At 47.0% G+C, this 12,571-nt stretch carries 11 protein-coding genes, 2 rRNA genes and 1 riboswitch (1 of these 14 only partly in view); of the genes, 5 read left to right on the top strand and 8 right to left on the bottom strand.

Annotated features, from left to right (window positions below; all coding sequences use genetic code 11):
- A 23S ribosomal RNA gene (locus U2H13_RS14810) occupies nt 1-376 on the bottom strand; it reaches 2,554 nt to the left of the window's first position.
- A gap of 233 nt (nt 377-609) precedes the next feature.
- Nucleotides 610-2,159 (bottom strand): 16S ribosomal RNA (locus tag U2H13_RS14815).
- The 16S and 23S rRNA genes sit together here, the layout of an rRNA operon.
- 365 nt (nt 2,160-2,524) lie before the next feature.
- A riboswitch (TPP riboswitch) is annotated at nt 2,525-2,625 on the top strand.
- Between the two features lie 100 nt (nt 2,626-2,725).
- Here U2H13_RS14815 and thiT point away from each other — a divergent pair.
- Nucleotides 2,726-3,307, top strand: coding sequence for an energy-coupled thiamine transporter ThiT (gene thiT / locus U2H13_RS14820; protein ID WP_121984825.1), 582 nt, complete (start codon nt 2,726-2,728; stop codon nt 3,305-3,307).
- Nucleotides 3,308-3,337: 30 nt separating this feature from the next.
- Here the strand turns inward: thiT and U2H13_RS14825 are convergent, their stop codons facing one another.
- Together U2H13_RS14825 and U2H13_RS14830 are read right to left on the bottom strand one after the other, a co-directional pair.
- Nucleotides 3,338-4,867: a flotillin family protein gene (locus tag U2H13_RS14825; RefSeq protein ID WP_014418715.1), complete on the bottom strand. Its 1,530-nt coding sequence runs from the start codon at nt 4,865-4,867 to the stop codon at nt 3,338-3,340.
- A gap of 19 nt (nt 4,868-4,886) precedes the next feature.
- Nucleotides 4,887-5,417, bottom strand: a complete 531-nt coding sequence (locus tag U2H13_RS14830) for an NfeD family protein (protein ID WP_014418716.1) — start codon at nt 5,415-5,417, stop codon at nt 4,887-4,889.
- Between the two features lie 146 nt (nt 5,418-5,563).
- Here U2H13_RS14830 and U2H13_RS14835 point away from each other — a divergent pair, with 146 nt between their 5' ends.
- Entirely contained in the window at nt 5,564-6,052 is a 489-nt protein-coding gene (locus tag U2H13_RS14835) for a DinB family protein (RefSeq protein ID WP_017419515.1), read from the top strand.
- A gap of 1 nt (nt 6,053) precedes the next feature.
- On the opposite strand, the gene U2H13_RS14840 is transcribed toward U2H13_RS14835, so the two are convergent.
- The 3 genes from U2H13_RS14840 to betB form a co-directional block, all read right to left on the bottom strand.
- Complete coding sequence (locus U2H13_RS14840; RefSeq protein ID WP_014721712.1) at nt 6,054-6,635, bottom strand: MOSC domain-containing protein; 582 nt, start codon at nt 6,633-6,635, stop codon at nt 6,054-6,056.
- Between the two features lie 71 nt (nt 6,636-6,706).
- On the bottom strand, nt 6,707-7,915 hold the full coding sequence (gene gbsB, locus U2H13_RS14845; RefSeq protein WP_014418719.1) for a choline dehydrogenase: 1,209 nt from the start codon (nt 7,913-7,915) through the stop codon (nt 6,707-6,709).
- A gap of 17 nt (nt 7,916-7,932) precedes the next feature.
- Nucleotides 7,933-9,405 (bottom strand): betaine-aldehyde dehydrogenase, encoded by a 1,473-nt coding sequence (gene betB / locus U2H13_RS14850; RefSeq protein ID WP_376700516.1) that lies wholly within the window; start codon nt 9,403-9,405, stop codon nt 7,933-7,935.
- A 200-nt stretch (nt 9,406-9,605) separates the two neighbouring features.
- Here betB and cudC point away from each other — a divergent pair, with 200 nt between their 5' ends.
- From cudC to U2H13_RS14865, 3 genes are all read left to right on the top strand, one after another.
- The gene (cudC, locus tag U2H13_RS14855) at nt 9,606-10,160 is read left to right on the top strand and encodes a choline uptake/conversion transcriptional regulator CudC (RefSeq protein ID WP_014418721.1); all 555 of its coding nucleotides are present in this window, start codon (nt 9,606-9,608) and stop codon (nt 10,158-10,160) included.
- A gap of 160 nt (nt 10,161-10,320) precedes the next feature.
- A complete protein-coding gene (gene bslA, locus U2H13_RS14860) occupies nt 10,321-10,857 on the top strand; it encodes a biofilm surface layer hydrophobin BslA (protein ID WP_025650408.1) in 537 nt (178 codons plus the stop codon).
- Between the two features lie 165 nt (nt 10,858-11,022).
- Nucleotides 11,023-11,691 carry a TrkA family potassium uptake protein gene (locus U2H13_RS14865; protein WP_014418723.1) on the top strand — a complete coding sequence of 223 codons (669 nt, stop codon included), beginning with the start codon at nt 11,023-11,025 and terminating at the stop codon, nt 11,689-11,691.
- A 34-nt stretch (nt 11,692-11,725) separates the two neighbouring features.
- Here the strand turns inward: U2H13_RS14865 and U2H13_RS14870 are convergent, their stop codons facing one another.
- A complete protein-coding gene (locus tag U2H13_RS14870) occupies nt 11,726-12,571 on the bottom strand; it encodes a glucosaminidase domain-containing protein (RefSeq protein WP_014418724.1) in 846 nt (281 codons plus the stop codon).

The raw sequence follows: 12,571 nt of genomic DNA on the forward strand, positions 1-12,571 counted from the left end.
TGTTACCTCCTATGGCGGGCCTTTCCAGGCCTCTTCATCTACCTCGTTCCTTTGTAACTCCGTACAGAGTGTCCTACAACCCCAAGAGGCAAGCCTCTTGGTTTGGGCTGGTCCCGTTTCGCTCGCCGCTACTCAGGGAATCGCATTTGCTTTCTCTTCCTCCGGGTACTTAGATGTTTCAGTTCCCCGGGTCTGCCTTCTCATATCCTATGTATTCAGATATGGATACCACTCCATTACGAGTGGTGGGTTTCCCCATTCGGAAATCTCCGGATCAAAGCTTGCTTACAGCTCCCCGAAGCATATCGGTGTTCGTCCCGTCCTTCATCGGCTCCTAGTGCCAAGGCATCCACCGTGCGCCCTTTCTAACTTAACCGTTAAAAAGAATCACTACGTGATATCTTGCATTACTAATTGAATGTGAATTACTTCTGTTATCTAGTTTTCAAAGAACAACGCATAGGACATGCTAACACATGCGTTGCCACAGGAAGTGGCGCATTTAGCAGGTGTTCCTATGTTTTGAAGGAATGATCCTTCAAAACTAAACAAGACAGGGAACGTTCTGTTTATAAGACCCAAGGTCTTATATTCCGTTAAAATCCTTAGAAAGGAGGTGATCCAGCCGCACCTTCCGATACGGCTACCTTGTTACGACTTCACCCCAATCATCTGTCCCACCTTCGGCGGCTGGCTCCTAAAAGGTTACCTCACCGACTTCGGGTGTTACAAACTCTCGTGGTGTGACGGGCGGTGTGTACAAGGCCCGGGAACGTATTCACCGCGGCATGCTGATCCGCGATTACTAGCGATTCCAGCTTCACGCAGTCGAGTTGCAGACTGCGATCCGAACTGAGAACAGATTTGTGGGATTGGCTTAACCTCGCGGTTTCGCTGCCCTTTGTTCTGTCCATTGTAGCACGTGTGTAGCCCAGGTCATAAGGGGCATGATGATTTGACGTCATCCCCACCTTCCTCCGGTTTGTCACCGGCAGTCACCTTAGAGTGCCCAACTGAATGCTGGCAACTAAGATCAAGGGTTGCGCTCGTTGCGGGACTTAACCCAACATCTCACGACACGAGCTGACGACAACCATGCACCACCTGTCACTCTGCCCCCGAAGGGGACGTCCTATCTCTAGGATTGTCAGAGGATGTCAAGACCTGGTAAGGTTCTTCGCGTTGCTTCGAATTAAACCACATGCTCCACCGCTTGTGCGGGCCCCCGTCAATTCCTTTGAGTTTCAGTCTTGCGACCGTACTCCCCAGGCGGAGTGCTTAATGCGTTAGCTGCAGCACTAAGGGGCGGAAACCCCCTAACACTTAGCACTCATCGTTTACGGCGTGGACTACCAGGGTATCTAATCCTGTTCGCTCCCCACGCTTTCGCTCCTCAGCGTCAGTTACAGACCAGAGAGTCGCCTTCGCCACTGGTGTTCCTCCACATCTCTACGCATTTCACCGCTACACGTGGAATTCCACTCTCCTCTTCTGCACTCAAGTTCCCCAGTTTCCAATGACCCTCCCCGGTTGAGCCGGGGGCTTTCACATCAGACTTAAGAAACCGCCTGCGAGCCCTTTACGCCCAATAATTCCGGACAACGCTTGCCACCTACGTATTACCGCGGCTGCTGGCACGTAGTTAGCCGTGGCTTTCTGGTTAGGTACCGTCAAGGTGCCGCCCTATTTGAACGGCACTTGTTCTTCCCTAACAACAGAGCTTTACGATCCGAAAACCTTCATCACTCACGCGGCGTTGCTCCGTCAGACTTTCGTCCATTGCGGAAGATTCCCTACTGCTGCCTCCCGTAGGAGTCTGGGCCGTGTCTCAGTCCCAGTGTGGCCGATCACCCTCTCAGGTCGGCTACGCATCGTCGCCTTGGTGAGCCGTTACCTCACCAACTAGCTAATGCGCCGCGGGTCCATCTGTAAGTGGTAGCCGAAGCCACCTTTTATGTCTGAACCATGCGGTTCAGACAACCATCCGGTATTAGCCCCGGTTTCCCGGAGTTATCCCAGTCTTACAGGCAGGTTACCCACGTGTTACTCACCCGTCCGCCGCTAACATCAGGGAGCAAGCTCCCATCTGTCCGCTCGACTTGCATGTATTAGGCACGCCGCCAGCGTTCGTCCTGAGCCAGGATCAAACTCTCCGATAAAGTGTTTGACTGACTACGCACATCGCTGTGCGATTTATTTAAAACTTTGAATTAACAGGTACGTTTTGTCTTGTTTAGTTTTCAAAGATCATTACCGCTTGTTGAAGCAGCTTTATTATCTTACCACTCAGCTCCTTTTATGTCAACAACTTTTTTTAAGTTGTTTCCGAAGCTTTTCGTTGTTGTCTGCTGTTCATCAGCGACGTTTAATAATATAACACCCTTTTGAAAATATGACAATAGTTTTTTTAAAAAAATCATTAATTATTTTCTTTCATACTTATTTCAGTTTCTCTTCTATAGAAAGATAAGCTGTCTTGTGGTTTGGCATATTTTCTTGTATAGTAAGATTGAACTAAATACTTGATGACCACAAGGGGAGCATTAAAGCTGAGAGTGAACGTTTTGTTCTGACCCTTTGAACCTGTTAGTTAACGCTGGCGTAGGGATGTGGCAAAGCCAAATGATTTGCAGTTTATGTAAGCAGCGCGCGGACCTTTTCCCATCCTTCCCCGCGCTGCTTTTTTGTTTATCCTTGATACGGTTGTCTGACCAGGGGGAAAACTATGAATCATTCAACACAGCTTGTGCGCTTAATTGAAATAGCGATTATGACCGGGTCGGCTGTCATTCTTGACATTGTCTCAGGTATGTTTCTCCGGATGCCCCAAGGCGGTTCGGTCTCTATTATGATGATTCCGATTTTTTTGATTTCATTCCGCTGGGGAGTGAAGGCCGGGCTTACGACAGGCTTTTTAACAGGGATTGTCCAGATCGCCATCGGCAATTTGTTTTTGCAGCACCCGGTGCAGCTATTTCTTGATTACATCGCGGCATTTGCAGTCCTCGGTTTCAGCGGCTTGTTTGCTTCCGGTGTACGAGAATCGGCATTGAATAAAAAAAGAGGCGCTTTAACGATGTATATTATAGGCGGTGTTTTCATCGGCAGTGTGCTGCGCTATGCGGCACATGTGGTCTCCGGAGCTGTCTTTTTCGGAAGCTATGCTCCGAAAGGCACGCCGGTATGGATTTATTCGTCCGTCTATAACGCGACTTATATGATTCCTTCTTTTATCCTTTCGGCCATTGTCCTTATCTTATTATTCATGACTGCGCCGCGGCTTCTTGAAGCTAAGCGGACGAACTGAAACAGCAGGCGGTTTACGCCTGCTGTTTTTTTATTCCGGGCTGTGCCGTTCGTTTGAATCACTCAGTTCTTTTGTAAGTTCATTTATACTTTGTTTTATGTTTCCTTTGCCTGAAAAATTCTCAATAAGCTCTTTTACATTGATTCCGGAAGATGCTTTTAAGCTTTCCTGAAGACCGGCCATTAAATTGGTTGCGTAGCCTGTGACTTTATTGGCCCCGCCGTTTTCACCGCTTCCTCCCGTATCAACGACGGTTATTTTATCAATGTTGGAAAGAGGCGCTGAGACTTGCTTCGCATATTCAGGCAGCATTTTCACAATCATATCAAGGATTGCAGCCTGCCCGTATTTTTCGAATGCTTCGGCGATTTTTTCTTTAGCTTCCGCTTCTGCGAGACCTTTCAGGCGGATGACTTCCGCTTCGGTTTCTCCTCTCGCCTTTTCAGCCTCCGCTTTAGCAAGACCGTCAATTCTCACGCGTTCCGCTTCCGCCTTGGCCATCGCTTCGATGCTGTACTGCTCGGCATCCGCTTCGGCGAGCTGCTTCGCTTTTGCGGCTTCGGCCGCTTGTTCCACCGAGTAACGGTCAGCATCGGCTTTTTTCTTCACTTCAGAGTCATATTGGCGCTCACGGCGCAGGATTTCTTTTTCTTCCAATTCAATCTGCTTTTGCCGCTCAATAATTTTAATTTGCATTTCCTGCTCTGTCACCTGCTGGCGGGCTTTTGCTGTTTCAAGATCATATGCCTGATCGGCATTGGCTTTTGCTGTATCCTGCTCTCTTCTGTATTCCGCCATTTTCAGCTGATTGATTTTTTCCGCTTCAGCTATTTCCGTCGCCCGCTCCAGCTCTGATTTTTTTGCGTCTTTATCAGCGGCCGCGCGTTTAATCCTCGTCTCTTTATCCGCTTCTGCCGTGGCAATGTCCGCATCCCGCTTGACTTGGGCGATTCTCGGCTTACCTAATGATTCAAGATAGCCGTTTTTATCGCGGACGTCTTTAATCGTAAAAGAAACGATCATCAGCCCCATTTTAGCAAGATCCTGAGACGCGACCCGCTGGACTTCCTGAGAAAACTTTTCCCTGTTTTTATAAATCTCTTCAACGGTCATGGAGCCGAGGATGGAGCGCAGATGGCCCTCCAGCACCTCCCGCGCCTCCTGCTCACGGTCTTCCTTAGATTTCCCCAAAAATTGTTCAGCTGCTGTTGCGATTTCACCGATGGAGCCTCCGATTTTAATAATGGCGGTTCCGTCGGCCATTACCGGCACGCCTTGTTCTGTATAGACTTCAGGTGTAGAGACATCAAGTTTGCTTGACAGTAAACTGAGAGGTTCTGCCTGCTGGAATACCGGGAGCACAAAAGTTCCCCCGCCCCGGACGATTTTCAGACGATTTCCGCCTTCATCAATGTGGACGTTCTTATTTCCCAAATAACTTCCGGTCACGATAAGGGCTTCGTCCGGCCCCGCCGTCCGGTACTTCGTAATAAATACAGCAATAAGTGCGATGAGTAAAAAGAATACGATTCCGATAACGATGATAATCGGCATAGTCATAACAGTTCCCCCTTAGATATCAGATTGGTTCATGCGGCGTCACAAAAAGCACTCCGTCTTTCACGTCAATCACTAATACGGCCGTTCCGTACTTGATCTGTTCTTGATCAAAGCTGACGGCTGATTTAGAAATGGCGCCCCCTATTCCCTCTATGATCACTTCTCCATAGCCGTCTTTCGGGACGGAAGTAATGACCCTGCCGACTCTGCCCTTTAAATCCGTCTCCCGATATGCGAGCGATTCTTCCGCTGATGAAAGCGGGACAAGGACGAAGAAGTGAAGCAGGCTGACCAAAAGAACCGAAAGAACAAATGAAAGCAACGCAATGACAGGACTTGATAGCGGAGAGGCGATTTCGCCGATATAACCTGAGGCTGAAAAGATTGTTAAAAAAGACAGAATCAATGCAGGGTTTAAAAATGAAACAGGAATGGCTTCCGATAGGCCGTGAAACACATCTTGAAAAAACAGAATCAAAAGCGTGAGACTTCCCGAAATAATCAATGTGTAAAGATAGACCGTTTCAAGCGGCAGATGAAATATGTCCATCTTCTATCCTCCTTTCGGCCGAGGTGTCGGAGTGTTACTTTATATACGGATGTAAAGGTAAATGGTTTCAATTTTCTGATAAGGAAGGCTGATTACATGATTATCCAATCCGGATATGATATGTTTACTCTAAAGGAGGAGATAGGATGAGCATTTTTAATGAAGCCAGACAGCAGACCTGGGAAGAACTGAAAGGACTCTCTGATGAGGAATTCAACCGAAAGCCCGCGGCTGATGAGTGGAGCGTGCGGGAAGTCCTTGACCATTTAAAGAAAATTGACGAAACAGCGCAGACCCTTTTATCAAAGCAGGCAAAAGACGCACCGTTTAAAAAAATCGAAGAAAAACCGATGGAGTTTATAGAGGACAGAACAAATAAACGGCCGGCGCCGTCACACCTCGAACCTGAGCAAAACCGAATATCAGTCATTGAAGCAAAACAAGAATTAGATACGGCAAGACAGCAGCTGACCGCAGTTATTTCATCATTAAACGAGGAAGACTTAGAACGTGTGCTTCCCCATCCTGTTTTTCAAGAACTGACGATCCGCCAGTGGATTGATTTTATCGGCCATCATGAAAAGCGTCACATCAATCAAATAGAAGAAATCAAACAAAAAATCGAAAAGGTCTGAGTCAGACCTTCTCGATTTTTTTCTTGGCGCGTTTCGGTTCATAAGAATGGATGGTGACCGCATCGCCCGTGCATATATCACCCGGGCGTTCAACAATACAGACAATTCCTCTTCTGCCCATCGCGTGCCTCACAAACGCCGCGGCGAGTTTTGACTGATCCGGATAAAAGGATTGAATGACTTCTCCCGGCTGAATGCACGGATCATTTTCTCCCTCGCACAACAGAGACGCACCGCTTGGAAATATTATTCTGCTTCCTTCTTTAAGCGGCGTCAGTGCAGAAAAACCGCTGATTGCGATGTTAGCGCCGAGCCATTCGGGAAAGATATGAGAAATCCCCATCTTCTCCGCAATGTCATCACATTCCTCCATGGACACGATTGAAATTTGTCTCCGGTTAAAAATTTCTGTTCCTCTTTCATACATCGGCTCACGCGCGCCGGCCTTTTTTGTCAGTCCGAAATGCAGGTCACCGGGAAACCCGCCGTATTCCGCACGAAGCTTGTCCATCTTTTTGGTAACAAATTGTTCGGTATCCGCTATATATACGCCTTCCGTCTTTGCTGTTATGCGTTTCCACATCAGCCACCACCGCCTTTTTCTTGACATTATCCTTAAAAAACCCCGCTCTGTAAAGGAGCGGGGTTCATTTATTATACCGTTTTCGGTGTTAAGTCAAAGCAGCGTTTGTAAATCCAGTTGTATGCTTTCTCATTCAAATCTCTTGGATTTCCGAATGTTTGCGGATCTTTCATGGCTTCTTTTGATAAACGTTCAATCATGTCCGGAGACACACCTTGTTCTTCTAAACTCGGCACCTCTAAATCTTTTACAAGATCATACATCCAGTTGACGGACGCTTTTGCCGCTTCATCGGTTGTCATGTTGCTTGTATCGATTCCGAATGCTTTGGCGATGCGGGCGAATTTTTCCGGATAGCCTTTCCAGTTGTATTCCATTACCGGCCCCATCATAGCTGCGACGCATTGTCCGTGAGCGACAGGGATGATGCCGCCGAGCGTCTGGCTCATTGCATGCGCCGCGCCTGCTGATTCACTGCCGTATGAAAGGCCGGCAAGCATCGCCGCCTGCGCCATGCCGTATCTTGCTTCCAAATCCTCTCCGTCCGCAAACGCGCGCTTAATATAATGCGCCGCATATTCAATGGCCATTAAAGCGACGGCATCAGTGATCGGCTGCGCGAATTTCATCGTATAGCACTCGATGGCGTGCGCAAGTGCGTCAATACCTGTCATGGCCGTCACATGCGGAGGCATGGACGTGTGCAGCTCAGGGTCAATGACCGTTAAATGCGCGGCGATAAGCGGTCCGCCCGTATTGAATTTAAATTCTCTTTCCTCATCTGTAATGACCGCCCATTGTGTGACCTCTGAACCTGTTCCCGCAGTCGTCGGGATCGTTGTCAGCGGAGGAATACGGTTTTCCAGCGGCTTTTTGCCTTCCGCGGCTTCATAATCAAGCACGCTTCCTTCGTGTGTCGCTTCTACCCCGATCGCTTTCGCTGTATCCATGGAGCTTCCGCCGCCGACAGCCACAAGGCCGTTGCAGTTTTCTTTTTTATACAGTTCTGATCCTTCGTTTACAAGACGTACAGGCGGGTTCGGCTCCACTTTGTTAAACAGGACGACTTCGATGCCCGCTTCCTGCAAAGATTCAATGACCGGGTTTGCCACTCCCGCGTTATAAATTCCCGGGTCTGTTACGAGCAGCGCTTTTGTGACGCCAAGCGCTCTGACTTCACTCCCCGCGTGCTGAATCGCACCGATTCCGTGTTTAATGACTGTCGGGATTTCGAATGTATGGAATTTATGCATGCTTTCTACTTTCATATTTAATGTCATATTGTATCTCCTCCTCGTTATGCTTGAAACCAGTTCACAGCCGCAGGTTTCGTGTTGCGGTAAATATGTTTGATTTCCGTGTATTCTTCCAGGCCGATTTTGCCGAGTTCGCGGCCGAAGCCCGATTGTTTGTACCCGCCCCATGGCGCTTGCGCGAAATACGGGTGGAAATCATTGATCCATACCGTTCCCATCCGCAGTTTGTCGGCTACGCGTTCGCATTTTTCAATATCCTTTGACCATACCGCTCCGGCCAGCCCGTAAATGGTATCGTTGGCAAGTCTGATCACTTCTTCTTCAGAAGAAAATGACTCAACTGTTAAAACGGGGCCGAAGATCTCCTCTTGGACTATCCGCATATCAGACTTGCAGTTTGAGAAAATAGTAGGTTCATAGAAGAAACCGTTTTGAAGGGCGGGATCATCAGGACGTTTGCCGCCTGTTTCCAGTTTTGCCCCTTCTTCGATGCCGATTTCTACGTATTTTTCGACTTTAGCCCGATGCTCGGCGGAAATCAGCGGACCGCTTTCCGTATCTTCATGAAAACCGTTTCCTAATTTGATGCGTTTCGTACGCTTGATCAGCTCGGCTAAAAATTCATCATGAATGGCTTCGTCCACCAAAAGACGTGACCCTGCCGAACAAACTTGGCCGGCATGGAAAAACACGGCGTTCAGCGCTTGATCTGCAGCTGTTTCGAGATCTGCATCTTGAAATACGATATTCGGATTTTTGCCGCCAAGCTCCAGGGCAATCTTTTTCACGTTGCCGCTTGCCGCCTGCATGATTTTTTTGCCTGTTTCAATTCCGCCCGTAAAAGAGACCAAATCGACGTCGAGGTTTCTCGCCAGCTCATCGCCGACAGAAGCGCCCGGCCCCAGCACGAGATTGGCGACCCCTTTCGGAATACCGGCTTCTTCTATTAATTGAAAGACTTTAATGGTTGTCAGCGGAGTAATCTCGCTCGGCTTTAAAACGATCGTGTTTCCGGCCGCAAGAGCGGGAGCGATTTTCCAGCTCGCCTGAAGGAGCGGATAGTTCCACGGCGTAATTTGTCCGCATACGCCAATGGGCTCTCTGACGATTTTACTTACGGAATCTGGAATCGGAGATGAAATGACCTCGCCTCCGTCTTTATCCGCCAAACCGGCATAATATTGAAATACATTTGCGATATCATCCATATCGGCTTTACTTTCTTCAATCGTTTTTCCTGTATCGAGCGATTCCAGCTCAGCTAATTCGTTCAGATCGCGTCTGATTAATTCCGCAATTTTCAGAACAAATTGTCCGCGCTCGAGCCCGGAAAGCACCGGCCACTCCCCTTCATCAAATGCTTTTCTGGCTGCGGCGATGGCTTTCACCGCATCGTCCCGGTCTCCTTCGCATACCGTTGCAATTTCTTCTTGATTAAATGGATTAATGATACGGCGGGTCTGTTTTTTTTCTGCACTGATCCATTCGCCGCCGATATAAAGCGTTTTGCTCATAAGAGTCCTCCTTACCGAAAAGTAAGTTTGTTAAATAAAAATTTAATGTTTTTAACAATATTAATTTAACACATGTTTTTTTGCCTGTCAAAACCCGATCAGTCCGTTTAGATTTTGACATTTTGTCATGATTCGTTAAGATTAAGAACATAAAGAAATGACTTAACAAATTTAAACTTCAAGAGGAAAAGAGGGACAATATGGATGAGAATCCAGAATTCGCAGCTATAGAACAAGCCAGGGATCTTGTCATTGATTCCATTGCAGAGACGATGGATCTTTACGGAATCACACGGAGTGTCGGGATTTTATACGGAACAATGTATATGAGGGATGAAATGACGCTTGACGAAATGCGTGAGGAACTGCAGATGAGCAAACCGAGTATGAGCACAGGCGTCAAAAAGCTGCAGGATTTAAATGTGGTCAAAAAAACCTTTCACCGCGGCACACGGAAGCATACGTTTGTAGCGGAAAAAGATTTCTTTACGTTTTTCACGAATTTCTTCCCGCCGAAATGGGATCGTGAAGTTCAGGTGAATTTGTCCGCCATCGTACAGGCCCAGGCGGATTTGCAGTCCGTTTTGCTGGCCGAGGAAGGCAACGCGGAATTACAGGAAGAAGCGCGGCAGTTATATGATCAGCTTGAAAGTTCGAAAGCTTATTATGATTGGCTGAAGCGGCTCGCCGACTCGGTTCAGAGCGGGGAGATTTTTAAATTTATTCCGATAGAAACGGACGAAAAAAACGCCTGAATCAAAATCAGACGTTTTTTTGTCGTGATTTGATTATTTTTGAGAAAATATAGGAATATAACCCCATTTACTTCCATTAAAATTGATGGTAAATTTTTATAGGTATGGTCGTTCTTTTTTAAGAACAATCAGCAAATTTTTTTTAGGGGGATTTATGAAAATGAAACACAAGTTTTTCTCAACTGTCATGGCAAGTTTATTCGGCCTGGTTTTGCTTCTTTCTCTGCCGACAGCGTCATTCGCCGCTGAGTCAGGCTCAACCGTTCACGAGCCGGAAATGTCCACGAAAGCGACTGCTACCTTATTTGCAAAATATACAGGTGCCAGCCAGCAGGAATGGTCATTTTCTGATATCGAATTGACGTACCGTCCGAACACGATCCTGAGCTTAGGCGTTATGGAATTTACCCTTCCTAGCGGATTTGCGGCTACAACAAAAGATACAGTCAACGGACACGCTTTGCGTGAAAGACAAATTCTGAATAACGGCAAAACAGTCAGACTTCCGTTAAACATTGATTTGCTCGGCGCAGCGGAATTTAAGCTTTCTCTTAATAATAAAACATTGCCTGCTGCAGGTACATATAAGTTCCGTGCAGAAAATAAATCATTAAGCATCGGCTCTAAATTCTATGCTGAGGACACAATTGTTGTTCAAAAACGCAGCACACCGCCGACACAGCCTTGCGACTGCTAATAATTGCGAAAAAAGACCGGCACAAGCCCCTCGCTTGTCATCCGGTCTTTTTTTTGTGCTGTTTTCTTTCTCCGGCCCTCGCATTGACAAACCCTTGAAACAGGAGTACATTCTTGTTTGTTGTATTTGGAGTGACGAAAACAGTTTCTTAAGGAGTTATGAGGATTGGGAAAAATCAAAAATAAACAATTTGCCGTCATCGGACTCGGCCGTTTCGGCGGAAGCATCTGTAAAGAGCTTTTTAAAATGGGGCATGAGGTGCTTGCGGTCGATATCAGCGAAGAGCGGGTCAACGCATACTCCTCTTATGCCACGCATGCTGTGCGGGCAAATTCAACGGAAGAAAGCGAGCTTCAGTCGCTCGGCATCAGAAATTTTGAATATGTCATCGTAGCAATCGGCGCCAACATTCAGGCAAGCACGCTGACGACGCTGTTATTGAAGGAGCTGAACATCCCTAATATTTGGGTGAAAGCGCAAAACTATTATCATCACAAAGTGCTTGAAAAGATCGGTGCTGATCGTATTATCCATCCCGAAAAGGATATGGGCGTGCGGATTGCGCAAAGCCTTTCGGATGAAAACGTCTTAAATTATATTGATTTGTCAGATGAATACAGCATCGTGGAGCTTTCAGCCACGAAAAAGCTGCATTTAAAATCCATTCTTGATCTCGGCGTCCGGGCCAGATTCGGCTGTACCATTCTTGCCGTGAAACATAACGGAGACATTCAGCTGTCCCCTTCTCCGGAGACTGTCATTCATGAATGTGACTGCCTTGTGCTGATGGGGCATAAACGTGATATTAAAAGGTTTGAAACTGAAGGGATGTAAAAAAAGCCGGCGGGCTGCCGGCTTTTTTTGATGCTTATGTTTCTTCACTTAACTGGACGGCGGTTTGGTCAACCCAGCCGATCAGCTCATCTTTCACTTGAATTTGGTACCAGACGGATTCTCCGTTTTGTTTTTCAGATACGACTTTAATATGCTGGCCGGTAAACTTTTGCGCCGATGCCAGTTTTATAGAATGCCGCTCTTTTGACGGCTTCGACCACACGTCTTCAATGGCGTGGTCTTTGATGGCGCCTTTCATATCAACTGCTTTAAGAGAGGCATTGATTTTGTCATATTCATTCAGGTTATAGGTTTCTATGACATCTTTAATTTTTTCAGCATAGCCGGGGTCTGTGGCGTAGCCGGATTTTTGAAGGGCAGCCGCCGCTGTTTTATAATTGTCCGCTTCAATGACGGGCTTGTACTTCTTTTTATTCCAAGACGTTCCGTTGACAAATAATTTTGCATGGTCATCCATTGATTCAAAAAACGTGCTGTATTTACGGAATTTTGCCCGAATCGTTTTTCGTTTTCCTTTTTCAAATTCATCCGTTTTCATCGTGACGTGTTTTCCTTTATAATCACCTTTTACACCGAACAGGTTGCGCGCTTTCCCCGCAAGCTCACTGTTCCCCCAGTCCGATTCGAGAATGGCCTGTGCGAGGGTGATGCTCGGAAGGACATGATATTTCTCATATAAAATCTGAGCATGCCCGGAAAGGCTGTCAATAAAGACCTGCTGCTCGTCCACCTCTTCAGGCGGTTTTTCTTCCGTCACTATGAATTTCGAAAATACCATTGATACCAGAAATAATCCGAATATAAGAGATACAGCAAAAAGGCACCCAAGCACCCTTTTGGTCTTTGCTTTCTTTTTCAT

Source organism: Bacillus sp. A1, assembly GCF_042296235.1.
Taxonomy (GTDB): domain Bacteria; phylum Bacillota; class Bacilli; order Bacillales; family Bacillaceae; genus Bacillus; species Bacillus velezensis.